Raw genomic sequence first — 24,270 nt, forward strand, 5'->3', positions numbered from 1 at the left:
GAGCACAACACTTTTAATGTTGGGGTCCTGGGTTCGAGCCCCAGCCAGGTCACAAACAGGGACAATCTTTCTTTTAAGAATTGTCCCTTTTTTTATTCTATAATTTAACTGTTAGAAGTTTCTACAATTAATGGAAGTCTAATAGATAAAAACTGCATTTAGTGATATTTTTATATTACCCAATGCAGTTTTTTTTATTTTCTTAATTGTGAGATTAATTACGACAATCTTTAGAAGAGGTTTCTGTTATACTTACAATATCGATGACTTCATATACGCTTTGATAAGAAGCCGCAAAACCTTCGGTACTCTTTCCTTTGTCTTTGATAATAAGTTGAGCTGATACAGCCGTATATGGCTCTTTTCCTTTTGTAAGTTGAGCGTATATATCTTTTAATTTTCCTGTAGCGTCAGAAACCCAATATACGTTACTGCTACCACAAGGTTTAAAAGTTCTTGTTTCATGTCCAAAAGTTAAAGCACCTTCTACAGTTTGTGTAGTTCATTTAGAAGTGTCAATACGTGTTTTATCAGCAACTTTCTTAAAAGTTAAAACCGTATTTCCTTGTTTTAATTTCATGGCATCTTTATTCAATTCAACTATTGAATAGGATATTGTATCTATAGACGACTGTTTGTTTCCAATACTTTCAGCAACTAAAGAGAGTACATTATTCTCTACATGCCAAGATTTATAAAGCAAAGTTGCCATATTATCAGATTGTGCACTACCATCTTCAAACATAGAAAAATGTAAAGCACTACTTGATAAATCTTCCCAAGAACCAATAAGTAAATCATAATGTTGGACACTATCTTTATTTACAGTTTCAATATCTGTTGTTTCTTGATTAGAATCAGCTTTCGCATTTTGACAAGAAAGAAGTAATAGAGCACTTCCAATTAATGGCATTAAAGAATATTTAATATTCATTGTATAAAATTTAGTTTTAACAATATGCAAAAACAAAACCAAAGACACTTTATTAATTTCTTTATATAATAAAAGACATAATTTGAATAGATTCTATTTACTTTTGTTCGTTTTAAAATAAGAATTGAAGAGTAAAATACTCTAAGATTTATATGATAAAAGTCGCTGTAATTAAGTTTCTTATTATTTTCTAATCAACTCGATTCTCAGTTACTTTGTTCCACCGATTTTTAGAAGTATGAAGAAGAAAAAAACGATTCTTTCAAAAGTCATGAAAGTAATGAAAATTACAGGAATTTCTTTGGGAGGAATTGCATTGGTTTTATATGTGTCGCCTTATTTTTTTAAGGAACAAATTAATAATGGAATAAAAGAGGTTGCTAAAAATTACATCAACACAGCGGTTGATTTTAAGGATTTAGATGTGTCTTTTTTTCGTCATTTTCCAAAACTTACCGTAACACTTACCGATTCTTCAATCAAAGGTTCGATGCCATATCAGACAGAAAATTTAATTTCAGCAAAAGAAATTGCGCTTGGTGTTGATATCAAAACATTGTTCGAGGATAAAATTATTTTCAATGAATTGTTTATTCATCAAGCAGCAATTAATTTGAAAATAGATAGTTTAGGGCGTCATAATTATGCTATAACTGTTCCTTCAGATGAGGTTGAAAAAGAAGATGAAACAAGTGTTGGCTTAGCATTAAATAATTTCAAAATTTCTGATTCAAACTTTTTGTTTGATGATCAATCATCGAAAACATACCTAAAATTAGATCAATTGAATTACGATGGTTTAATTGACTTAACTCAAAACGAATTAACATTAAATGCTGATGCAGCAATTGATAAGGTCAATTTTAGTTTTGATGAGCAAAAGTATGTAAAAAACTTGCCTTTGAAAGGAACAATTAATTCGAAAATAGATCTGAATAATTTATCTTTTTATTTTATTGATAATAAACTTCAATTAGGTCAATTTCCGTTTTCGTTAAAAGGTTCTTTGTTGATGCCAGCTGAAAAAATTATTTTTGATTTGACGATTTCTTCGGATAAAAATGAAATGAAACATATTCCAGCAATTGTTCCGGAGATGTACCAAGAATGGGCGAAAGATATCCAAATGGATGGAGAATCATCGATTCTTTTTACCATGAAAGGAACGATGAATAACGAAACTAAAGAAAATCCAGATATACATATTGAAGTCAAAATTGATGAGGGTTCATTAAACTATAAACAATCATCTTCGCCAATTCAACATATTAATCTTATTTCTACGATTGATTTATATGCGTTAGATCCAGAAAAAATGCGTGTAAAAGTAGAGAATCTTGATTTCAAATTATTGGATGGTATAACGAAAACAAATTTTACGTATTCGTCTGGAAAAACAATGTTTTCAGAAGGTGTTATTCAGGCAAATGTAGATTTAGAAGCGTTGAAAAATGCGACAGGTTTTAATCAATTTGATGCAAAAGGTGTGCTGAATTTAGAAGGAAACTGGAAAGGTTCAATTATTCAGAATGTAAAAAAATCAAAACAGAAAATACCAACATTTAATCTAAAAGCAAACTTAGAAAATGGGTATTTCAAAATGAATGAAATGCCTGCTGCTTTGGATTATATTAATATGAAAATGTCCATGCAAAATAAGGACGGAAATTATAAAAATACGGCTGTTTTAATTCATCAAATAGATGCTAAAGCAATGGATAATTTTATGATTGGACGATTAGAATTAAAGAATCTAACCAATTTTCCGATTAATGCTGATTTTGCGGCTAAAGTTCATTTAGAAGATATCTATAAAATCTATCCGTTGAAAAATATTGAGATGCGTGGTGATTTGTATATGAAAATGAAAGCGAATGGAACATACGAACCAAAACGAAAAAAAGTACCCGTTACCAATACAGTAGTAAAATTGAAAAATGGTTTTATTAAACTGAACGAATATCCAAATTTACCATTAGAAAATTTTACAGTAGAAACGCATATAAAATCGGGTAGAGGTTCGTTTAACGATTTATCAATAGATGTTTTACCGATTTCTTTTACATTGGCAGGGAAACCTTTTAAGGTCAATGCAAATCTGAAAAACTTAAATAATTTGGATTATAGTATTCACTCGAAAGGTGAATTGAATTTAGCGAATATATATAAATTATTTCCTGTAGAAGGCATAGATGTAGATGGTTTGATTGAAACAAATTTTGGAATAAAAGGAAACAATGGAGCGCCTTTAGAAAGTTTTCAGAACAAAGGATATGTGAAAATAGAGAACATCAAAATCAATACAAAGTTCTTTCCAAGTAAATTTATTGTTAAGCAAGGAGATTTCCGATTCGAAGGTAGTCAGTTAACTTTTAAAGATGTAAAAGCGCGCTACAAACGCAATTCTTTTGTGTTTGATGGAGAGGTTTCTAATTATATTAATTACGCATTAAAAGAGAATGAAACGTTAAAAGGAACGATAAATTTTAAAACTAATCGAGTAAATATTGATGATTTTATGGCGTTTAATTCTGGTGAAACTTCTTCTAATTCAGCAACAGCAGAAGAAGGAGTGGTGTTGTTACCAAAAAATGTTGAATTATCGATAAAAGGAAAAGCGAAAGAAGTATTGTTTAAGGATATAATACTCCAATATTTTAGTGGAGATTTAGGATTGAAACAAGGGAATTTATCACTTCAAAATACGAAATTTAATTTGATTGGTTCAGAATTTACGATGAACGGTAATTACGTGCCAACAAATGCAAGAAAAGCCAAATTTGATTTCAATATAAAAGCCAATAATTTTGATATTCAACGTGCTTATCATGAGATTACGTTATTTAGAGAATTGGCAAGTGCGGCAGAAAATGCACATGGAAAAGTGTCGATGGATTATCAGCTACAAGGAGATTTGGGAGCAGATATGTTTCCGAAAATGAAAACGATTAAAGGCGAAGGTAGTTTTATGCTTGAGGATATTAAATTCTTAGGTTTTAAAGTATTTAATACGGTTGCCGAAAAGACTTCCACAGATGCTTTGCATGATGCGAATTTGAAAAAAGTTAATTTAAAAACAAAGATCGAAAATAATGTCATCACTATAAATCGTACAAAATTTAAAATTGCAGGTTTCCGTCCTCGAATAGAAGGTCAAGTAACCTTAGATGGTTATATGAACCTTGGGATGCGTCTTGGCTTGCCGCCTTTTGGAATTATCGGAATTCCAATCAAGATTACTGGTCCTGCAGATACATTTGAGGTTGAGGTTGGAAAATACCACAAAGAAGATTTGGATGAGTCGGATGATGAATTTGATGATTATCAAAAAGCATTAGAAGAAGAAAAAGCAAAACAAGAAGCTGCTCAAGCAATAACACAAACAAAATAATTTTAAGACCTTCAGCATTACTGAAGGTTTTTTTTATGTTAAAATTGAAATGATTTGTTATACTGGAATTAGATAAAGTGCAATCTAAAAATAGGATACAGCGATTATTATTTTCTTTTATAGGTTAAATTGATGAAAAAGATAGTTTTATATTTATTAAAACATCTTTCTGAATGAAATTTGTAAAGCAAATCAAGACGATTTTGTTGTGTTTTTTAAGGACTCGTTAGCTTAGCTGGTAGAGCACGAAACTCTTAATTTCGGGGTCCTGAGTTCGAACCTCAGACGAGTCACAAAAGCCAAGTTATATATAACTTGACTTTTTGTTTTCATAAGAAGCTATATTTTTAGGAGAAAAAGCTATTTTAGTAGAAATATCCAATAAAATGATTTATTATTAACTTTTTTAAATCCATTTTTTATTAATCAATTTGCAAATAAATCAATGTTTTAGTAAAAAGTATTTATTAAAATTAAATTTTTCTAAATATATTATAGTTAAAATTAAATAAAATAAAAAGTATAGTAATAAAAAATAAATTTGTCGTAAATTTGCACCCATAATTTTCAAGGATGCAAAACATTAGAAATATTGCGATTATCGCACACGTTGACCACGGTAAAACTACATTGGTTGACAAAATTCTTCACAGTGGACACGTTTTCAGAGAAAACCAAGAGTCAGGTGAGTTAATCATGGATAACAATGATATCGAGCGCGAGAGAGGGATTACGATCTTTTCAAAAAATGCTTCGGTAGATTATAAAGGTGTTAAGATTAATGTAATTGATACTCCTGGTCACGCGGATTTCGGTGGAGAAGTAGAGCGTGTATTGAAAATGGCTGATGGTGTAATTTTATTAGTCGATGCTTTTGAAGGCCCTATGCCTCAGACACGTTTCGTTTTGAGTAAGGCTTTAGAGTTAGGTTTAAAACCATTGGTTGTTATAAACAAAGTAGATAAAGAAAACTGTCGTCCTGACGAAGTTTATGATAAAGTATTCGAATTATTCTTTAACCTTGATGCAACAGAAGAGCAATTAGACTTCCCTGCATTTTATGGTTCTTCTAAACAAGGATGGTTCAACACTGAGAATGTACGTGTAGAAGATATTACACCTTTAATGGATGGTATTTTAGAGCACGTTCCAGCTCCAGAAGCTCACGAAGGAGATTTACAAATGCAAATTACATCGTTAGATTATTCTAAATTCTTAGGACGTATTGCAGTAGGTAAAGTAACTCGTGGTGAGATAAAAGAAGGTGATTGGATTGCATTAACAAAACCTGACGGATCATTCAAAAAACATAAAATCAAAGAATTGTACACATTCTCTGGTTTAGGTAAAGTAAAAGCGACTGAAGTAAAAGCGGGAGATATTTGTGCTGTGGTTGGTATCGATGGTTTCCAAATTGGAGATACTATTGCAGACCCAGAGAATCCAGAGCCATTACCAGTAATGCATATCGACGAACCTACAATGAATATGTCATTCGGTATTAACAACTCTCCATTCTTTGGTAAAGATGGTAAATTTGTTACTTCTCGTCACTTAGTAGACCGTTTAACAGACGAATTAGAGCGTAACTTAGCTTTACGTGTAGAGCCAACAGACGATTCGAATACACAATTAGTATATGGACGTGGTATCATGCACTTATCTGTATTAATCGAAACTATGCGCCGCGAAGGGTATGAGTTAACAGTTGGTCAACCACAAGTTATCTTCAAGGAAATTGATGGAGTTAAATGTGAGCCTTACGAAACATTAGTAATTGATGTTCCAGACGATTTTTCATCTAAAGCTATCGATTTAGTTACACAACGTAAGGGAGATTTATTAGTAATGGAAGCGAAAGAAGGAATGCAACATTTAGAATTCGAAATTCCATCTCGTGGATTAATCGGTTTACGTTCGTTGATGTTAACTTCTACTGCTGGTGAAGCTGTAATGGCGCACAATTTCTTAGCATACAAACCTTTCAAAGGAGCTATTGCTGGACGTTCTGCAGGTGTAATCATTTCTAAAGATCAAGGTGTTTCTACTCCTTATTCTATCGATAAATTACAAGACCGTGGAAAATTCTTTATCGAGCCAAGTGAAGAGGTTTACGAAGGGATGATTATAGGTGAGCATTCTCGTAACAATGACTTAGTTGTAAACGTTGTTGAAGCTAAAAAATTGAATAATATTCGTGCAGCTGGTAAAGATGATTCATCTTCTATCGCTCCTAAAATCGAAATGACTTTAGAAGAATGTATGGAATATATCCAAGCTGATGAATGTATTGAGGTTACTCCAAACTTTATCCGTTTACGTAAAATTCACTTAAAAGAAAATGATCGTAAACGTTACGAAAAATCAATGATTTAATCATTTGAGATATAAAACAAAAAAAACCAGAAGTTTACTTCTGGTTTTTTTGTTTAAATAATTTCGATTTTGTTTTTGAGTGCAATTATTGCAGCATTTAATTCGTTTTTAAAAGCACGATATTCTAAGATTTGACCTTTCGTTTTAAACCTCGAAAGATTAAAACCTTCTTCGATATCATTGTACCAAATCACAAAATTTTGATGATGCGCAATTGCCCAAAAATTATCTTCTATAACATCTTTGCATAACCAAATCTCAGGAGATGTTTTAATTTGATTCCAAAATAATAGAATTACATCATCCATATTTTGCTCGCTTAAATAAATTTCGAGCATCAATTCCTTTTTCGGAAAATTTATCCAATTATCCACAGAATTTTGATAGGAATAGATTAACCTATTTTACCTAAATTTTCTGCAATCGTTTCAATAAAAGAAGTCAATGGTTTTTTTGCCATCATTTCGATCATCATATTGAAGTTTCCGTCAAAGTCTAATGTAACATCAGATGAATGATCATCAACCGCTTCAATCGAAATTGTCAATGTATATTCAAAAGCAGGTGCAGGAGATTCAAAAATAATTTTTGACGGCTCAACTGTTTCTTTCAAACGCATACCAACCTTTGGTAAAGCACCAACACCAACTGTAAAACCTTTTCCAGATTCGTGAATTTCGAAAGATTTTGTATCATTTGGCATCAATTGCTCATAATTTTTCATGTCCAACAAAAAAATGTACGCATCTTGCTGATTTTTTGCTAAACGGACTTTATTCGTATTTACCTTCATATCCTTGTGAGTTTTTTATAAATTTGTAACAAATCGTTCAAATGTACAAAGTTTTTTTTAATGAAAGTTTGTTAACTTTCAGCAACCAATCCAATCCAGAAGCAAAAAATATATTGTTTCAAAATGAAGCTCAATTCGATGAATCGGTTCATTTATTATCTTCAAAAGCTTCTAATTTAGTGAATATTTTTAGTGATGATATTGAAACTGTTTGGACGAAATTCTTAAAATATTACAAACATATACAGGCTGCAGGCGGAATTGTTCGCAATCCAAAAGATGATTATTTGTTTATTTTCAGACTCGGAAAATGGGATCTACCAAAAGGGAAAATGGAAGAAGGAGAGTCGAGAGAAGAATCTGCAATTCGTGAAATTGAGGAAGAATGTAGTCTTACAAATCTGGAATTGAAACGATTTTTGATGCCAACTTTTCATATTTATTTTTTGAGAGAATACATTATAAAAGAAACATTTTGGTTCGAAGTTTTTTACGATGGAGTAGAATTACCTTTGCCACAAACTGAAGAAGGAATAGAGTCGGTAGAATGGAGAAAAGAAAGTGAAATTCCTCAGTTATTAGAAAATTCTTATCCTAATATAAAGTTGTTAATGGATAATTATTTAAATTTGAATTAAATTAGGATAGAATGAGAAAATATATTTTAACTTTTTGTGCTTTAACATGTTTTGCATTAGCAACAAATGCTCAAACGAAAAAAGAAAGTAAAGCTAAAACAGAAAAAGCTTCAAAGTCACAAGCGAAAATTTTAGAAAATGGAACAGCTAAAATAGATGATTTATATGCGTATCAAGTATATGGAGAATCATTCGAAATTAAGAACACATTGACTAAAAACGAACTTGCAAAGTTATTCGATAACATGAAAAACGGAGATGCTTTAGAAAATGTTCAGTTCGTATCAACAATAGAATCTGTTTGTAAAAAGAAAGGTTGTTGGATGAAAGTTGATCTTGGAAAAGGAGAAGAACAATCATTTGTTCGTTTCAAAGATTACGGATTTTTTATGCCTTTAGATGGTGAGAAAGCCAATGTTGTAGTTCATGGAAAAGCTTTTGTTAGCGAGATTTCTGTAGAGAAATTACGTCATTATGCAGAAGATGCTGGAAAAACAAAAGAAGAGATTGCTAAAATAACAAAACCTCAGTTGCAATATAATTTTGAAGCTGATGGTGTTTATTTGAAAGAAAACTAAGATTTTTCTAAAAATATGAATAAAAACCTTTCTTTTTTGGAAAGGTTTTTTTGTAAACTTTAATTTTGAAAAAAATAGAGATATGAATACATTTCAAGGCAATCCAAATAATTACTTTTCTTTAATTGGAAAAACTGAGAATGACGATTTATTTCGATCATTTCAAGCAGAACTTGATTCTGAAATTATTGAACAACATGTGACGAATGAGAAAACGTTACTTTATAAAGAGAAAGGAATATCGATTAAAATTGTTAACGGTAGAATAAGTGCGATTAAATTTTATCTTTCTCCAAACCCAATTTGTAAAGTATATGAGGGTGAAAATATTTTTGAATTGAAACGTATTACGGATGAAATACAAATTCGGAAAAATGAACTTTACGAGAGAATTAATAATAATGATCCCAATCGTTTGACAAATGATTATAAACGAGAAAATTGTATCTTTTCCTTTGACTCGATGACGGGAGAATTTTTATCAATTGAGGTTTTAAATGAATTTTAACAAACCCACTTTAATTGATTTATAAAAAAAAACAAGTAATTAATAAACGACTATAAGTTTATTTTTGATTATATTAGTGAATATATTTTAAATCAATTGTTATGAAAAAATATTTATGTTTTATTCTAACTATCCTTTCGTTTTCAGTATTTGCACAATTACGAGCGAGTAATACGGATACTTTTTTTTCAGTAAAAGGAACTTTTAATTCAGAGAAAACAGAGATCATCAAAAACACAATCGAAAAAGAATTAGGCACTCCAACAATTGAAAATAATGATTTTGTTTGGTCTGGAAGAGGTAGTTTTGAAATTATTTTGAATAAAAATTTTCTTAAAATAGAGATTCAAAAGAGTAATGATAACCAAGAAATTGTCATGAAAATCAAAAATTTAGGAGAAAAAATTATGGCTATAAAAAATATAAATAAAGTCAATTCTTAAAATAGAAACTCCAAAATTTGCTTGGAGTTTTTTATATTAACTCTTCGTTAACCGTGCATTAACCAATATAAATTAATCTTTTTTAGACTTTTATAAAAAAAAAACATGAAAAAGATAATTTTAATCGCTGTAGTTTTTTGTACAAGCTTAGTTAATGGACAAACGGCTACATCTTATGCCAGTTCAAAAACATCAAGTTCAACAACGCATTCTAATGTTTCGGTAAGTGTAAGTGATAGTAATGAAGTGTATTCTTATTCTGTAATTTTTGATAGATCAAAATCAGCAAAAGCAATTAAAGAAATAGAAAAAACGTTTGGTAAACCAATTATAGAAGGAAAAAATTATGTTTGGCGAGAAAGCGATGTGTTGGAAATAAAAGCGCGTGAAGGTAGAGTAACAATTGAATTAGAAAAAGGTTCAACAAAACTCTACGAAAAAGTGAGAAATATGGGTATAGCAATTGCTGAAGTTGTAGGTGAAAAATCTTAAATTCATAAAATTAAATACAAATCCCAACTTTTATCTGAGTTGGAATTTGTATTTCTGTACATTGCTTAATCTTTGTAAATCAAATATTTTGATCTTATTTTTTTGAATGCTTCCAAATCTTTTTGCCAAGTTGCTTTTATTTCTTCTTCCGATAGGCCAGCTTCTATTTGTTTACGCAATTCATCTGTTCCAGAAAGTTGATCGATCCATAATTTTTTTCCATTCATCGTCCAAAAAGGTTGTTTTGTATTGTTTTTATACGCATTAATTAACCATTTCAAATTAATAGATGATTGATACGATACATCAGATAAATCTTCACCATAACACACTTGATCTTTAAATTTTGGACTTGTTGCGCCAGGTTTAGAAACAGGTGTATATTGAAACGGCATATTTTTCAAAAAAGGAGAACCATAAACCTGAAACTGAAAAGTTGTACCTCGTCCTTCATTTACATTTGTGCCTTCAAATAAACAAGTACTCGGATACAAATTAATTGCATGTGCATTTGGTAAATTTGGAGAAGGTTTTACGGGTAAATGATAAGTAGATTGATGTGTGTAATTAAGCAAAGGAACGATTTCTAAATTTGCTTTTATGCCATTCGCTAACCAACCTTCACCGTTAATCATTTGCGCATATTCACCAATGGTCATTCCATAAACAATCGGAACATTGTGCATCCCAACAAACGATTTATACTCATTTTTCATTACAGGTCCGTCTACATAATGTGCATTTGGATTTGGTCTGTCCAATACAATTATTTTTTTACCATTTTCAGCCGCAGCTTCCATTACATAATGTAAAGTCGAAATATAGGTGTAAAAACGTGCTCCTACATCTTGCATGTCAAAAACCAATACATCTACATCTGCAATTTGATTAGCTTTCGGTTTTTTATTGTCACCATAAAGTGAAACAATTGGTAAACCTGTTTTCGCATCAATACCAGATTTTATTTTAGCACCAGCATCTGCATCTCCACGAAAGCCATGTTCTGGAGAATATATTTTAGTAACATTTATTCCATTATCAATTAAAAAATCAACAATATGAATTGTATTTTTATAGTCATAATCAGAAGGTTTTTTCTTTAAAATTTTTCTAAGAATTCCAGTTTGATTAGATACAACTCCAACTTTTTTATCTTTTAATAGTGGTAAATATTGCATCACATTTTCTGCACCCAACCCAATTTCTAAACCATTTATTTCATTTGTAGAAGTAGAATTTGTTTGATTTAAAGTTTGAGCAATACTAAAAAAAGGAATACTTAGAAGTAAAGCAATTGATGTATATTTGACAAAGTTTTTCATTTCGTTTTTCATCATTTGAATTTAGGCGAAAGATAAAGCCTAAAGTTAGTTTTAATCTTAAAAAAATATATAATTTGAGTTTTTCTTGGTGGTTTTCAAAAAAAATTGCGCTTGGTAAAAATACTAAAAATAACTTATCGAGTATCATTATTCGTGTAGGTCAAATTGCCGTAGCATTAGGTTTAATCGTTTCTTTGGTGACGATTTCCACTGGTGTTGGTGCAAGGAAGGCAATTAAAGAAAAGTTGGCTGATTTTAATGGGCATATTACCATTAGAAATTACAATAGCAATACCTCGTTAAATTCGGATTCGTTAACGATTAACCAAACTTTTTATCCAACCTTCAAATCCATTCCAGCGATTGAACATGTACAAGCAATTGCGAATAAAAGTGGTGTGATTCGCACCAAAGAAAACTTTAGTGGAGTTGTTTTTAAGGGAGTTGGAACAGACTTTGATTCGGTTCGGTTCGAAAAATTTTTGGTAAAAGGACACTTTCCTCGAATCAATAAAGATTCGATTATGGATGAGGTTTTATTATCAGAAAAGATTGCAGATGAAATGAAATTGGATATTGACAGTTCGTTTGTGATGTATTTCATTCAAGAAGATACAAAACCAATTTATCGTCGATTTACCATTTCTGGATTGTTTAAAACAGATATCAAAAATTTTGATGATCAAATCATGTTTGGAGATATCAAGCATGTACAGCGCCTGAATCGTTGGGATTCGGCAACTGTTGGTGGTTTTGAGTTATTTGTGAACGATGTAGAAAATATTGATCCTGTTGCAAAATTAGTTCAAGCGAAAATACCATATAACTTGTATGCAGAATCGGCAACTGCTTCTTTTGCTCAGATTAACGATTGGATCACCATTTTTGATAAGAATATTGTCATTATTGTCTTTATTATGCTTTTTGTTGTTGTCATCAATATGGTGATGGTTTTATTGATTTTAATATTAGAACGAACACATTCGATAGGAATTTTAAAAGCATTTGGAGCAACCAATTGGCGTATCCGAAAGTTATTCATCAATTACGCCTTATTTATTATGTTACCTGGATTGATTGCTGGTAATGTAATAGGGCTTGGTTTGTTGTTAGCTCAAAAACATTTCGAAATCATCCAACTTCCTGCAGAAAATTATTATTTATCGACTGCTCCAGTCTATTTAGATTTTGGAACAATTATATTATTAAATGCTGGAGCTTTATTAGTTTGTGCAATTGTATTACTTTTGCCTTCGTACATGATATCTAAAATTACTCCGGCTAAAGCAATTAATTTTAGATAAAAATTAACCATTTAATTTTAAAATCAGAAAAAAATGAAATACGCAAATAATATTTTAGAAACCATAGGAAACACGCCTTTGGTTAAAATTAATAAGATAACAAAAGATTTACCATGTACTGTTTTAGCAAAGGTTGAATATTTCAATCCAGGTCATTCATGTAAAGATCGTATGGCATTGAAAATGGTAGAAGATGCAGAGAAAGACGGTCGTTTGCTTCCTGGAGGAACTATTATCGAAGGAACTTCTGGTAATACTGGAATGGGATTGGCATTGGCTGCAGTAATCAAAGGTTATAAATTAATTTGTGTGATTACAGACAAACAATCAAAAGAGAAAATGGATATTTTGCGCGCTGTTGGTGCAAAAGTTGTGGTTTGTCCTACGGATGTCGAGCCAGATGATCCACGTTCTTATTATTCTGTTTCGAAACGCTTGGCAAAAGAAACACCAAATGGTTGGTATGTCAATCAGTACGATAATCCATCGAATACACAAGCAAATTATGAGCAAACTGGACCAGAAATTTGGGAACAAACAGAAGGAAAGGTTACGCATTTTATTGTAGGAGTAGGAACTGGAGGTACAATTTCTGGAGTAGGAAAATATTTAAAAGAAAAAAATCCAAACATCAAAATTTGGGGAGTTGATACCTATGGGTCAGTTTTCAAAAAATACAAAGAAACTGGAGTTTTCGATGAAAATGAAGTGTATTCTTATGTAACAGAAGGAATTGGTGAAGATATTTTACCAGAAAATGTTGATTTTGATATTATTGATGGATTTACAAAAGTGACAGATAAAGATGCGGCGGTTTATACGCGTCGTTTAGCTTTAGAAGAAGGTTTGTTTGTCGGAATGTCTTCGGGGTCTGCAATTAAAGGATTGTTACAAATGAAAGACGAATTCGGACCAGATGACGTTGTTGTTGTATTATTCCATGATTCAGGTTCTCGTTATGTTGGAAAAATCTTTAATGATGATTGGATGCGTGATAGAGGATATTTGGACGAAGAGATTAAAACTGCTGTAGATTTAATTAAAGAACATGTCGATAAACCATTGGTAACAGTTCGTACAGAAGAATTGGCATCTCATGCAATTGATCGTATGCGTCGTTTCAAAATTTCTCAAATTCCTGTAATGGATGTGAATGGAATTGTTGGATCTTTGGACGAATCAGATTTGTTTCAAGCATTTTTAGAAGATAGAAATGTTGCTGAAAAACCTATTCACGAAATCATGGGAGAACCTTACCCTATTGTAAAAGCTGGAACATCTATCGAAGAAGTTTCGAAGTTAATTACTAAGGATAATCAAGCGGTTTTAATAGAATTAGAAAATGGGAAATATCATATCATTACAAAATATGATATTATTAACTCGATTAAATAACAAAAATCCTATCTTTGAAGCGATATGGGAATTGTATTAAAAGGTCAGAATTTAGTAAAAGATTACGGTAAAAAACACGTTGTGAAAAATGTGTCTTTTCAAGTAGAACAAGGAGAAATTATTGGATTATTAGGACCAAATGGTGCTGGTAAGACCACTTCTTTTTATATGATTGTTGGTTTGGTAAAAGCCACGCAAGGAAAAGTTTTTTTAGATAAACAAGATATTACAAGCGATGCAATGTACAGACGTGCACAGAAAGGAATTGGATATTTAGCGCAAGAAGCATCTGTTTTTCGCAAACTTTCTGTAGAAGACAACATCAAATCCGTTTTACAATTCACTAAACATTCGAAAAAAGAACAACAAATGCGTACCGATGCGCTGATTGAAGAGTTTTCGTTAGAACACGTGCGTAAAAACCGTGGAGATTTACTTTCTGGAGGTGAGCGTCGTCGTTGCGAAATTGCACGTTGTTTGGCGACAGAACCAAATTTTATCTTGTTAGATGAACCTTTTGCTGGAGTTGACCCTATTGCAGTAGAGGATATTCAGAAGATTGTCCGTTCATTGAAAGAAAAGAATATTGGAATTTTAATTACTGACCACAATGTCTCGCAAACATTAGCAATTACTGATAAAACCTATATCATGTTCGAAGGTAAAATCCTAAAAGAAGGTTCGCCAGAAGAATTAGCAAATGACGAAGATGTTCGTCGTGTTTATCTTGGTGAAAACTTTATGTATCAACAGATATAATTTACAATATAGTTTTTTTGAAACCACTCAATTTTGAGTGGTTTTTTTTGTTTATATTCGTAACATTAACACTAAATAATTATTTATGAAATTACTAAAGACAATTTTCATATTCTTATTCACTATAAGTATTCATGCCCAAATTCGTTTTGAACAAGGTTATATTATTGATAATAATAATCAAAGACAAGATGTATTAATTAAAAATATTGATTGGTTAAATAATCCAAAATCAATAGAATATAAAAATGATGAAACTTCTAAAATTGAGATTGCAACGATAAATCAAATAAAAGAATTTGGCGTTGATAATCAATCAAAATATGTAAGAGTAGATGTTAAGATTGATAGGTCTTCAGAAGATTTAGCTAAAATTAGTTCTATTCAAGAGCCTGAATTTAAGGAAGAAACATTGTTTCTAAAAGTTTTGATAGAAGGAGAAGCTTCTTTATACGATTATGTAGATTATAATTTGAAAAGATTCTTTTATAAAAAAAACAATGGTGAAATTGAACAATTAATATATAAGAAATATGAAGTTACAACAAATCAATTTGCTTATAATAGAAGTTATAAAGGACAGATTGCACAGAGCTTCAAGTGTGAAACAATTTCTAATGATAGAATAAAAAAAGTGAATTATAGAGAAACTGAATTAGTAAAATTATTTACAGAAATTAATCAATGTAAAGGTTCTGATATTGTATATAATTCAGATTCTAAATCTAAAAAAGTAGATTTTAATCTATGGGTTAGACCTCGTTTAAATAGTTCAAAATTAAGTTTGAAAGATAACTATGAAGCATTTAATTTCGAGAACAAACTAGGAGCTGGTATTGGTATAGAAGCCGAATTTATTTTACCATTTAATAAGAAAAAATGGAGTGTAATTATAGAACCGTCATTTCAATCTTATAAAAGTAAAATAGATAATATAAACAGTCAAGAGGATAAAGTATTTGTGAAATACCAAGTTGTAGAACTTCCAGTTGGTTTTAGACATTATTTTTTCATTAATGAAAAATCTAAAATTTTTGCGAATGCTCAATACATGTTTAATTTTGATTTTAACTCGTCTGTTCAATTTAGTAGAGGAGGAAAAACATATAGAGAAATGGAAGTTAATTCAAGAAGAAACTTTGCTTTTGGTTTAGGTTATGATTATAATAGTAAATTTAATATTGAATTAAGAATTTTAACTGAGAGAAATATATTTGATTACGTATATTGGAACACAAAATATTCTACGATTTCATTTGTATTAGGTTATAATATATTTTAAAATAAAGTATTTTAAAAGCTGTCTCCAAAAGGAAGACAGCTTTTTTTATAAATCAACAAAAAGTAATTTTCCTTTTTGGTTAGCAGTATTCTTAAAATGTAAAAAAACATCTTGAATATCATATCTTCTGAAGTGAATGTTTTGTGAAATATCCTCATTTGGAAGTTGATACGTCATCTCAAAATTCAACATACTACCAAAACCAGAACTCTCAACTTTTTCGACCAAAATTCCTAAAGATTCCAATCGTTCAATCAAACGGTTAATTTCCAAATCATTATGTCTCATACGACCTAAACCTACCAATTATAAGGCTTCAAAGCTAAAACATAATCATTTAAAAAAGAAGTTTACCTCAATATATTCTATAAATTATATGAATTCTGAAATAGAATTTTGGCATAAAAAAGCTGAAAATCAATCATGATTTTCAGCTTCAAAAATTACTTTTTAGCTTTTTGGGTCGTTTTTTCTTCAACTATATCTTCCTCATAAGAATACTTATGTCTCGGACGTTTTACACCATAAGAGCCATTTACAATTTTTCCTCTTCTCGATTTTTTATCGCCTTTTCCCATTACCAAATGTTTTAAAATTAATAAATTCGATTACTTTCCAACCAAGTTAATAATTCTAACTTAATTGAATAAATGATTGACAATTCTTTCAGATTTCAATTAACTTTGCGACATATTTTGTCGTAGATAAAGTATAATTTTAGAACAAAATAATATGAGTCGAAATACAGATGCCAATAAAAAAGCACATAAAAAAAAATTATACCAAAAAAAACGAAAAGTACAAGATGCCGAAGCTGAACGTAAAGCTCGACTAAAAGAAATTAATCAACAATTTAACGATAAAACGAAACCAGAAAAGGAAGAATAATGATGAGAATTCTACATACAGCCGATTGGCATTTGGGTAAAAAATTAGATAGTTTTTCACGTTTAGAAGAACAAATTTTAGTGATGAATGAGATTGTCGAAATTGCAGAGCAAGAACAGGTAGATCTTGTCTTAATTGCAGGTGATTTATTCGATAATTTTAATCCAAGTGTAGAAGCTGTAGAATTATTTTATAAAACGTTAAAACGACTTTCGAATAATGGAAAACGTCCTGTTGTAGCGATTTCTGGAAATCACGATTCGCCAAATTTAATAGACGCTCCAGATCCTTTGGCACGCGAATGTGGAATTATTTTGATAGGTCATCCCAACGCGAAAGTTCAGGAATTTGAACTAAATGATTTTAAAATTTCTAAATCTATCGAAGGAATGATTGAATTGAAATTAAATAATCATGATTTTCCTATTCGAATTTTACATACACCTTATGCGAATGAAATTCGTCTGAAACAATATTTGGGTGAAAACAAAGAAGATGCATTAAATGAAATTTTAGCAATTAATTGGAAAACGATTGCAGATAATCATTGCGATAAAAATGGAGTCAATTTATTGATGGCGCATTTGTATATGAACCAAAGAGGTGCTGAAATTTTAGAGGAACCTGAAGGTGAAAAACCAATTAAAATTGGTAATGCTGATATGATTTTTTCTGAAGCAATTCCACCTCAAATTCAATATACAGCTTTGGGGCATTTGCACGGTTTTAAGAATATCGGAACACGAGAAAAACCTGTCATTTACAGTTCTTCGCCATTGTGCTATAGTTTTTCGGAAGCTGGACAAACGAAATATGTTTCGATTATCGAAGCACAACCAAATGAAAATGTTTCGTATCATCAAATTGAATTAAAAAACGGAAAACCGCTTATTCGTAAAACGTTTGATGAGGTAAATAATGCGGTTGAATGGTTAAACAATCATCAAAATGCGTTGGTTGAATTAACCTTAGAAAGTGATACGTTTCTGAAAGCAGAAGACCGAAAATTGATTTATCAATCCCATAGTGGAATTATTCATTTGATTCCAAAAGTAAAAAATCAAGCCATAGAAACGGTTGAATATAAATTTGCAGATCAAACAAAAGATATAAAAGAATTGTTTGTTGATTATTTTAAATCGAAGAATGGCAACCAAGAACCAAACGACGAAATGAAAGACTTGTTTAATGAAATTTTGAATAGTTAAATTGAATTTGCTGAAGCTATATTATGATATCAAGAAATCTTATCTTTAATCTCAATCTTAAACATAAAAAATGATTCCAGTAAAATTAACCATAGAAGGACTTTATTCCTATCAAGAACGTCAAACGATTGATTTTTCTAATTTGACTGAAGCAGGATTATTCGGAATATTCGGGAATGTAGGTTCTGGAAAATCGTCTATTTTAGAGGCGATTATGTATGTGTTGTATGGCGAAACAGAACGTTTAAACTCTAAAGATAAACGCGCATACAATATGATGAACCTGAAATCGAATTTGGCTTATATCGAGTTTGATTTCTATAATTTCGAACAAAAATTATTCAGAGCAACAAGAGAATTCAAACGAAATTCGAAACGTTTTGAAGATGTTAAATCACCGACAGTTGTTTTTTACGAACATAAAGAGGGAGAATGGATTCCTCTAAACCATTCGAAAGCTGAAGAAATAATTGGTTTGAGTTACGAAAATTTTAAACGTACAATTATTATTCCGCAAGGACAATTCAAGGAATTTATCGAATTGGGCGCAAAAGATCGTACTCAAATGATGAAAGAAATTTTTGGTCTTCATCGTTATGATTTACAGGACAAAGTTTCGACATTAAATGCCAAAAATTTAACGAATCTCAATCAATTAGAAGGAAAATTATCAGGTTTTGAGGAAATTTCAGAAGAAAAAATAAAAGAACTTGAACAAAATTTAATCGAACAAACGAATTTAAACAATCAAGTTCAGGAAGAGTATCATCATATCAATGAATCGTTTCAACGTCTGAAAGTATTGAAATTAGATTTTGAGAATTTGAAACAAAAGAAAATTGATTTCGAAAAAGTTACTGCTCAAAAAGTTGAAATGGATCAACGTAAAGTTGAAATGGATCATTTTGAATTGATTTTTAATGCTTTTCATCAAGTTTTAGAACGTCAAAATCAAGTTGAAAAACAACTTGTAGAAAAGTCGAATTCTGTCGAAGCGCAACAAAAACAATTGGCTTTAATCGAAAATCAAATCAAAGAAGTTTCAACTCAACTTGATTTAATTAAATCGAATTACGAAGCTTTGCCAACAAAGCGAAAAGAGGAATCGGATTTAGAACTAATTGTTCAGATTTTGGCTTTTTCTCAGGAAATTGAAAAACTAAAAGAACGAACTGCAAAAGGTTTAAAAGAAGTTGAAGAAGTTCAGCAAAGAGAGCAAAAAATAGAAGAATCAATCAAACTATCCGAAAAAGAATTAAAAACATTTTCGGCAAAAAAAATTGATTCGAAAACATTGATAGAAGTAGAAAATTGGTTTGTTCATCACCAAAATTTAGATCAATCAATAGAAAAACAACACTTAAAAATTGAAAGTCAGCATCAACAAATTAATAGTTTCGAATTTCAGTTAAAAGAACAAAATATAGATATTTCTACGTCCGAAAATTGGTTTAATTCCACTTTTGATCAATTAGAATTAACCAAAAAATCATTAGAAAAACAGAAAAATGACATAGAAGTTCAGCAGAAATTGGCTCATTATGCGCATAATTTGCATGATGGTGAAGCTTGTCCGTTATGTGGAGCTTTGGAACATCCAAATATAGTTGAGGTTGATGATGTAACTTCAAAATTAAGTGCGGTTAATACCAAGTTGTCGCAGTTGGATGATGAGGTGAAAGCATTGCAAAAAAAGCAAAATGAAGTTCAGAAAATTGTAGATCAAAAACAGTTTATTGAAAAGCAAATAGCGCAAGAAAATCAGGTTTTGAATGAGTTGAAAATTCAACAAGAAAAACATTTGAATTTGTTTAATTGGAAAGATTTTGATCCAAAAAATAGAACCTCTTTTGAAGAAAAAAAGAAAGCTGCTATTTTGTTGGAACAAACCATTACAGATAAAAATAATGAACTTGATAAACTTCGTGAATCTTTGGAGAAAGAACGTCAGAATTTGACGAAATATAAACAGTTTTTAGAAAAATTTAGAGTAGAGGAAGCAGAAAAAGCTTCTCAAATAAAACAAAATAAACTGAATTTAAAAGTTTTGAAATTTGATGATTTTCAACAACAATCTAATGAAACTGTTCAACAAGATTTAATTGATTTAAAATCTAAGAACATTAAAGTTGAACATGATTATCAGCAATTTACAGAAAATTTAAACACTTTAAATCTAAAATTAGTTTCTCAAAAAACATCAATTGAATTGATTGATAAACAGATTATTGAATTGAATGAAGAATTAAAACAACATCAACATCAAATTGATAAAGCGTTAGAAGTTCATCAGCTTCAATCGATAGAAGTTGTTAAGCAAGTTTTAAATCAACAGTTGAATGTGGTTCAAATCCGTAAAGAATTAGAAGATTTTAGGATTTTATTTGAAACATTAAGAAGTTCTATCCAAGAATTAGAACAAAAATTAGCTGAAGTTTCTTTTGATGAAATGGTATTTAAAACGCAAGAAGAACAGTTAAATTTAATTACAAAACAGTTGAAGGAAACTGCTGAAATTGTAACTAAAACCAAAACTGAAATTGAACGATTGACAAAATCCTATGCCGAAAAGAAAGATTTATTAATCGAATTAGAGAAGTTGCAGAAGCGTGCTACAAATTTACAAACGATGCGAAATTTGTTTAATTCTGCGGGTTTTGTACAATATGTATCGTCAATTTATTTGAAACAACTGTGTGATAATGCAAATGTTCGTTTTCATCGAATGACCAAAAATCAATTGAGTTTACAGATGAATGACAACAATGATTTTGAGATTATAGATTATTTGAATGAAGGTCGTTCGAGAAGTGTGAAAACACTCTCTGGAGGACAATCTTTTCAAGTTTCATTGAGTTTGGCTTTGGCTTTGGCAGAAAGTGTACAAACGAATGCGAAGTCAGATAAGAATTTCTTTTTTATTGACGAGGGTTTTGGAACACAAGATGCAGACGCTGTAAATATTGTGTTTGAAACGTTGATGAGTCTGCAAAAAGAAAACAGAATTGTTGGAATTATTTCACATGTTGATGAGTTGAAAGATCGAATTCCAGTCGCTTTACAAATTACAAAAGATGAAGAAAAAGGTAGTTTAATAGAAGTTATTTCATAAAGAAAGTCCTCAATAGTTATTTTATTGAGGACTTTTTATTTTATTAACTATCGATTTTGATGGTTTTCAATAATTCGGGTAAAACTGTGTTTGGAAACTCTTGTTGTGCTTCGATTAACAAAGGTTTATAATCATGGTAGCGATTAGAAAAATGGCCTAAAATTAATTTTTTTACATTGGCTTGTTTCGCAATCATTCCAGCTTCTTTTGCCGTTGTATGTCCTGTATAGATAGCCAAATCTTTCAATTCGTGTAAGAAAGTTGATTCATGATACAACAAGTCTACTTCTTTGATAATAGGAACAATATCAGGCTTATATTTAGTATCAGAACAAAAGGCATAACTCAACGATTTTTGCGCATCGAACGTTAAATAATCATTCGGAATGATTTCTCCAGATTCTAACGTAAAATCCCTACCATTTTTTAAATTTTGATAATCACAAATCTCGATTTCTGAAAATTCTTCAATGGTATCCATATTCAATTTTCGAGGTTTTGGCTTTTCTCGAAAAAGATATCCATTCGTGTAAACACGGTGATTAAGCGGAATTGAAAAAACTTCGACTTTATCATCTTCAAATACTAAAACAGATTCTTTTGTATGTAATTCATTAAAAATAATTTCGAATGAATTGTTAGACTCTGTTAAGCGTAATTGTGTGGTAATAAATTCTTCGATTCCTTTTGGACCATGAATATGCAAGGGCATATCGCGACCAAGTAATTGAAGTGTAGAAATTAATCCGATCAAACCAAAAACGTGATCGCCATGCAAATGCGATATAAAAATGTGATTAATTCGGTTAAATTTAGCTTTTGCTTTTCGCAACTGAACTTGAGTTCCTTCTCCACAATCAATTAAAAAATAGCGTTCTGCAATATTTAATAATTGAGCGGTAGGATGCGTATAAGCAGTTGGTAACGCCGAATTAAATCCTAATATAGTTAGTTGTAAACTCAATTTACGTTTAGATTAGTTAAAAAATCGTTTAATTTTTCGATGGCTTTTCCTCTATGACTAATTGCGTTTTTTTCTTCAGGAGTCATTTGAGCAAATGATTTTGAAAAACCATCTGGAATAAAAATAGGATCGTAACCAAAACCATTGTTACCCATAATTTCGGTTGCAATTGTTCCATTTACACGACCTTCGAAAAAATATTCCTTTCCATTCAAAATTAAACAGAAAATAGAAATAAAGTAAGCTTTTCGGTTTGTTTTTCCATCTAATTCTTTCAAAGCTTTTGCAATATTATCTTCATCTTTTCCAGTTCCAGCATATCGAGCTGAATAAACTCCAGGTGCTCCGTCCAAAGCCTCGATAACCAATCCTGAATCATCTGCAAAAACATTTTTTCCTGTTTTATTAAAGATAGTTTTAGCTTTTAGCAAGGCATTTTCTTCGAAAGTTTTCCCTGTTTCTTCGATTTCTTCAAAGAAATCAATCGCTGTCAAAGATTTCATCGACAAGTAAGAGGGTAACATTTTAGTAACTTCTTTTACTTTATTGTTGTTATGTGTGGCAAAAATTAATTCCATTTTATATTGTTTTTTGTTCTGTTTGTTTCATTAATAAAAACACCGATAAAATTCCAATCAGTGTCATTCCACCAATTAATAAATAATCTCTATGCGCAAAAACTTCGCCTTCCATATCGCCTTGTATCAGCATCAACGAATAGGAAAGAGTATTATTTAGGAAATGCAATAGAATGGGTAAAAACAATGATTTTGTACGATGGTAAACAATGCCAAAAATGATTCCTAAAAGCCCTGCACCAATAAATTGCCATGGATTCATATGAGCCATTCCAAAGACAAAACCGTTTATTAAAATTGCAATTGTTGCATTGACCTTATAATTTAGCATTCCTTTCAGAATAATTCCTCTAAAAATAATTTCTTCGAAAATTGGTGCAAAAAGACATACCATAATAAATCCTGCGATTTTATAATCTAACATCATTTCGAAAGAACTTTGAAAGATTTTATAAATATCTTCTAAAGGACCAGTTGTAGGAATTAAACTTGTAAAAACTTCTGCCAAAGGCAAAAGAAATAGCCAACAAGCAATAGAGAGAATAAGTTGAATGGCGGTAAAAGGATGTTTAATCGCTTGTAAAATTGTCGTAAACTTTGTTTGCGTTAGCATCAATAAAATAACAATTGCAGATACTGTTCCAGCCAAAAAGCCTAATGGTAAAAGAACGTGATTAAGTGGTTGGTAAAAGATTGCAGGAATAGAGATAATTCCGCCAGCAAATTGCATTATAATTACTGCGACGGCACTATATAAAATTGCTTTTCCGATTCCAAAACTCAATTTGTTTTCATTTTTTTGAACTATTTCTTCAAAAGGAGATGTCTTATTCATGGTGATAAGGTTTACCTTGCAAGATACTAAATCCGCGATAAATTTGTTCTGTTAAAAATAGGCGAACCATTTGATGCGTAAATGTCATATTGGATAAAGACATTTTCTTGTTTCCACGGTTGTAAACAGATTCATCGAAACCATAAGGACCACCAATCACAAAGACTAAATTTTTGACCGCTTGATTCATATAATTTTGAATATCATCTGCAAATTGCTTCGAAGTTGGTTGTTTTCCTTTTTCATCTAAAATAATAACAAAGTCTGTATTTACTATTTTGCTCAAAATTTGTTCAGCTTCTTTTTGTTTTTGTTGAATTTCGGACAAATTTTTACGATTTTTGATGTCAGGAATTTCAATTCTTTGATAATTAATATGCGAAGGCAATCGATTTTCATACTTTTGTAATAGCATTTCGATGGCTTTTTCGTCTGTTTTACCGATACAAATGGTCGTAATATTCATTCAA

24 protein-coding genes and 1 tRNA gene are annotated in these 24,270 nt (G+C 30.6%); 15 read left to right on the plus strand and 10 right to left on the minus strand.

The features are described from left to right. Positions 1–502: 502 nt before the first annotated feature. Complete coding sequence (locus Q0616_RS01225) at positions 503–934, minus strand: lipocalin family protein (protein WP_298774337.1); 432 nt, start codon at positions 932–934, stop codon at positions 503–505. A 238-nt stretch (positions 935–1,172) separates the two neighbouring features. Between Q0616_RS01225 and Q0616_RS01230 the strand changes: the two genes are divergently transcribed. The 3 genes from Q0616_RS01230 to typA all read left to right on the plus strand — a co-directional run bounded on the left by Q0616_RS01230 (position 1,173) and on the right by typA (position 6,701). Continuing rightward, positions 1,173–4,325, plus strand: coding sequence for an AsmA-like C-terminal region-containing protein (locus Q0616_RS01230; protein ID WP_298774339.1), 3,153 nt, complete (start codon positions 1,173–1,175; stop codon positions 4,323–4,325). A 220-nt stretch (positions 4,326–4,545) separates the two neighbouring features. Then, positions 4,546–4,618: transfer RNA gene (locus Q0616_RS01235), tRNA-Lys, on the plus strand. Positions 4,619–4,898: 280 nt separating this feature from the next. Then, positions 4,899–6,701 carry a translational GTPase TypA gene (typA, locus tag Q0616_RS01240; RefSeq protein WP_171623701.1) on the plus strand — a complete coding sequence of 601 codons (1,803 nt, stop codon included), beginning with the start codon at positions 4,899–4,901 and terminating at the stop codon, positions 6,699–6,701. A gap of 53 nt (positions 6,702–6,754) precedes the next feature. Here the strand turns inward: typA and Q0616_RS01245 are convergent, their stop codons facing one another. Both Q0616_RS01245 and Q0616_RS01250 read right to left on the minus strand, forming a co-directional pair. Further along, entirely contained in the window at positions 6,755–7,075 is a 321-nt protein-coding gene (locus Q0616_RS01245) for a hypothetical protein (protein ID WP_298774343.1), read from the minus strand. Between the two features lie 20 nt (positions 7,076–7,095). After that, complete coding sequence (locus Q0616_RS01250; protein WP_171623703.1) at positions 7,096–7,494, minus strand: hypothetical protein; 399 nt, start codon at positions 7,492–7,494, stop codon at positions 7,096–7,098. Positions 7,495–7,535: 41 nt separating this feature from the next. Here Q0616_RS01250 and Q0616_RS01255 point away from each other — a divergent pair, with 41 nt between their 5' ends. The 5 genes from Q0616_RS01255 to Q0616_RS01275 all read left to right on the plus strand — a co-directional run bounded on the left by Q0616_RS01255 (position 7,536) and on the right by Q0616_RS01275 (position 10,153). Continuing rightward, positions 7,536–8,132 carry an NUDIX domain-containing protein gene (locus Q0616_RS01255; protein WP_171623704.1) on the plus strand — a complete coding sequence of 199 codons (597 nt, stop codon included), beginning with the start codon at positions 7,536–7,538 and terminating at the stop codon, positions 8,130–8,132. 11 nt (positions 8,133–8,143) lie between these two features. Beyond that, entirely contained in the window at positions 8,144–8,710 is a 567-nt protein-coding gene (locus tag Q0616_RS01260; RefSeq protein WP_284583374.1) for a DUF4920 domain-containing protein, read from the plus strand. An 82-nt stretch (positions 8,711–8,792) separates the two neighbouring features. After that, positions 8,793–9,218, plus strand: coding sequence for a hypothetical protein (locus Q0616_RS01265; RefSeq protein ID WP_286484030.1), 426 nt, complete (start codon positions 8,793–8,795; stop codon positions 9,216–9,218). Between the two features lie 101 nt (positions 9,219–9,319). Beyond that, the gene (locus tag Q0616_RS01270; RefSeq protein ID WP_225542848.1) at positions 9,320–9,661 is read left to right on the plus strand and encodes a hypothetical protein; all 342 of its coding nucleotides are present in this window, start codon (positions 9,320–9,322) and stop codon (positions 9,659–9,661) included. Between the two features lie 105 nt (positions 9,662–9,766). Continuing rightward, entirely contained in the window at positions 9,767–10,153 is a 387-nt protein-coding gene (locus Q0616_RS01275; RefSeq protein WP_284583375.1) for a hypothetical protein, read from the plus strand. Between the two features lie 65 nt (positions 10,154–10,218). Here Q0616_RS01275 and Q0616_RS01280 read toward each other — a convergent pair whose 3' ends face one another. Next, positions 10,219–11,475, minus strand: coding sequence for a DUF1343 domain-containing protein (locus tag Q0616_RS01280; protein ID WP_298774358.1), 1,257 nt, complete (start codon positions 11,473–11,475; stop codon positions 10,219–10,221). A gap of 74 nt (positions 11,476–11,549) precedes the next feature. Here Q0616_RS01280 and Q0616_RS01285 point away from each other — a divergent pair, with 74 nt between their 5' ends. The 4 genes from Q0616_RS01285 (at position 11,550) to Q0616_RS01300 (ending at position 16,215) form a co-directional block, all read left to right on the plus strand. Beyond that, entirely contained in the window at positions 11,550–12,779 is a 1,230-nt protein-coding gene (locus Q0616_RS01285) for an FtsX-like permease family protein (protein WP_188319039.1), read from the plus strand. Positions 12,780–12,812: 33 nt separating this feature from the next. Further along, a complete protein-coding gene (locus Q0616_RS01290) occupies positions 12,813–14,174 on the plus strand; it encodes a pyridoxal-phosphate dependent enzyme (RefSeq protein WP_298774368.1) in 1,362 nt (453 codons plus the stop codon). A 30-nt stretch (positions 14,175–14,204) separates the two neighbouring features. After that, complete coding sequence (gene lptB / locus Q0616_RS01295) at positions 14,205–14,933, plus strand: LPS export ABC transporter ATP-binding protein (RefSeq protein ID WP_171623727.1); 729 nt, start codon at positions 14,205–14,207, stop codon at positions 14,931–14,933. A gap of 85 nt (positions 14,934–15,018) precedes the next feature. Next, entirely contained in the window at positions 15,019–16,215 is a 1,197-nt protein-coding gene (locus Q0616_RS01300; protein ID WP_286483723.1) for a tRNA modification GTPase, read from the plus strand. 45 nt (positions 16,216–16,260) lie between these two features. On the opposite strand, the gene Q0616_RS01305 is transcribed toward Q0616_RS01300, so the two are convergent. Next, on the minus strand, positions 16,261–16,521 hold the full coding sequence (locus tag Q0616_RS01305; protein WP_298774376.1) for a hypothetical protein: 261 nt from the start codon (positions 16,519–16,521) through the stop codon (positions 16,261–16,263). A gap of 137 nt (positions 16,522–16,658) precedes the next feature. Next, positions 16,659–16,793, minus strand: coding sequence for a 30S ribosomal protein THX (locus Q0616_RS01310; protein WP_171623714.1), 135 nt, complete (start codon positions 16,791–16,793; stop codon positions 16,659–16,661). Positions 16,794–16,947: 154 nt separating this feature from the next. Between Q0616_RS01310 and Q0616_RS01315 the strand changes: the two genes are divergently transcribed. The 3 genes from Q0616_RS01315 (at position 16,948) to Q0616_RS01325 (ending at position 21,423) form a co-directional block, all read left to right on the plus strand. Next, entirely contained in the window at positions 16,948–17,103 is a 156-nt protein-coding gene (locus tag Q0616_RS01315; RefSeq protein ID WP_225540159.1) for a hypothetical protein, read from the plus strand. Positions 17,104–17,105: 2 nt separating this feature from the next. Further along, the gene (sbcD, locus tag Q0616_RS01320) at positions 17,106–18,311 is read left to right on the plus strand and encodes an exonuclease subunit SbcD (RefSeq protein WP_298774402.1); all 1,206 of its coding nucleotides are present in this window, start codon (positions 17,106–17,108) and stop codon (positions 18,309–18,311) included. Between the two features lie 70 nt (positions 18,312–18,381). Next, positions 18,382–21,423: an SMC family ATPase gene (locus tag Q0616_RS01325; RefSeq protein WP_286483722.1), complete on the plus strand. Its 3,042-nt coding sequence runs from the start codon at positions 18,382–18,384 to the stop codon at positions 21,421–21,423. A gap of 43 nt (positions 21,424–21,466) precedes the next feature. Here the strand turns inward: Q0616_RS01325 and Q0616_RS01330 are convergent, their stop codons facing one another. From Q0616_RS01330 to rlmH, 4 genes are read right to left on the minus strand one after another with little or no spacing between them, the layout of a single operon-like run. Then, positions 21,467–22,387: a ribonuclease Z gene (locus Q0616_RS01330; protein ID WP_171623717.1), complete on the minus strand. Its 921-nt coding sequence runs from the start codon at positions 22,385–22,387 to the stop codon at positions 21,467–21,469. Further along, positions 22,384–22,965: an RdgB/HAM1 family non-canonical purine NTP pyrophosphatase gene (gene rdgB, locus Q0616_RS01335; protein ID WP_286483721.1), complete on the minus strand. Its 582-nt coding sequence runs from the start codon at positions 22,963–22,965 to the stop codon at positions 22,384–22,386. Before rdgB ends, Q0616_RS01330 begins: the two co-directional genes overlap by 4 nt. A 1-nt stretch (position 22,966) precedes the next feature. Further along, positions 22,967–23,800 (minus strand): type II CAAX endopeptidase family protein, encoded by an 834-nt coding sequence (locus tag Q0616_RS01340; protein WP_286483720.1) that lies wholly within the window; start codon positions 23,798–23,800, stop codon positions 22,967–22,969. Beyond that, positions 23,793–24,266: a 23S rRNA (pseudouridine(1915)-N(3))-methyltransferase RlmH gene (rlmH, locus tag Q0616_RS01345; protein ID WP_260542435.1), complete on the minus strand. Its 474-nt coding sequence runs from the start codon at positions 24,264–24,266 to the stop codon at positions 23,793–23,795. The genes Q0616_RS01340 and rlmH overlap by 8 nt, the downstream gene beginning before the upstream one ends. Positions 24,267–24,270: the final 4 nt, after the last annotated feature.

Origin of the sequence: uncultured Empedobacter sp. (assembly GCF_937930195.1) — a bacterium.
GTDB classification, from domain to species: Bacteria; Bacteroidota; Bacteroidia; order Flavobacteriales; family Weeksellaceae; genus Empedobacter; species Empedobacter stercoris.

Excerpts from the sequence above, each read along its gene's own strand:
- Q0616_RS01225 (WP_298774337.1), bottom strand. The coding sequence starts at position 934 with ATGAATATTAAATATTCTTTAATGCCATTAATTGGAAGTGCTCTATTA.
- Q0616_RS01230 (WP_298774339.1), top strand. The coding sequence starts at position 1,173 with ATGAAGAAGAAAAAAACGATTCTTTCAAAAGTCATGAAAGTAATGAAA.
- typA (WP_171623701.1), top strand. The coding sequence starts at position 4,899 with ATGCAAAACATTAGAAATATTGCGATTATCGCACACGTTGACCACGGT.
- Q0616_RS01250 (WP_171623703.1), bottom strand. The coding sequence starts at position 7,494 with ATGAAGGTAAATACGAATAAAGTCCGTTTAGCAAAAAATCAGCAAGAT.
- Q0616_RS01255 (WP_171623704.1), top strand. The coding sequence starts at position 7,536 with ATGTACAAAGTTTTTTTTAATGAAAGTTTGTTAACTTTCAGCAACCAA.
- Q0616_RS01260 (WP_284583374.1), top strand. The coding sequence starts at position 8,144 with ATGAGAAAATATATTTTAACTTTTTGTGCTTTAACATGTTTTGCATTA.
- Q0616_RS01265 (WP_286484030.1), top strand. The coding sequence starts at position 8,793 with ATGAATACATTTCAAGGCAATCCAAATAATTACTTTTCTTTAATTGGA.
- Q0616_RS01270 (WP_225542848.1), top strand. The coding sequence starts at position 9,320 with ATGAAAAAATATTTATGTTTTATTCTAACTATCCTTTCGTTTTCAGTA.
- Q0616_RS01275 (WP_284583375.1), top strand. The coding sequence starts at position 9,767 with ATGAAAAAGATAATTTTAATCGCTGTAGTTTTTTGTACAAGCTTAGTT.
- Q0616_RS01280 (WP_298774358.1), bottom strand. The coding sequence starts at position 11,475 with ATGAAAAACTTTGTCAAATATACATCAATTGCTTTACTTCTAAGTATT.
- Q0616_RS01290 (WP_298774368.1), top strand. The coding sequence starts at position 12,813 with ATGAAATACGCAAATAATATTTTAGAAACCATAGGAAACACGCCTTTG.
- Q0616_RS01300 (WP_286483723.1), top strand. The coding sequence starts at position 15,019 with ATGAAATTACTAAAGACAATTTTCATATTCTTATTCACTATAAGTATT.
- Q0616_RS01310 (WP_171623714.1), bottom strand. The coding sequence starts at position 16,793 with ATGGGAAAAGGCGATAAAAAATCGAGAAGAGGAAAAATTGTAAATGGC.
- Q0616_RS01315 (WP_225540159.1), top strand. The coding sequence starts at position 16,948 with ATGAGTCGAAATACAGATGCCAATAAAAAAGCACATAAAAAAAAATTA.
- sbcD (WP_298774402.1), top strand. The coding sequence starts at position 17,106 with ATGAGAATTCTACATACAGCCGATTGGCATTTGGGTAAAAAATTAGAT.
- Q0616_RS01325 (WP_286483722.1), top strand. The coding sequence starts at position 18,382 with ATGATTCCAGTAAAATTAACCATAGAAGGACTTTATTCCTATCAAGAA.
- rdgB (WP_286483721.1), bottom strand. The coding sequence starts at position 22,965 with ATGGAATTAATTTTTGCCACACATAACAACAATAAAGTAAAAGAAGTT.
- Q0616_RS01340 (WP_286483720.1), bottom strand. The coding sequence starts at position 23,800 with ATGAATAAGACATCTCCTTTTGAAGAAATAGTTCAAAAAAATGAAAAC.
- rlmH (WP_260542435.1), bottom strand. The coding sequence starts at position 24,266 with ATGAATATTACGACCATTTGTATCGGTAAAACAGACGAAAAAGCCATC.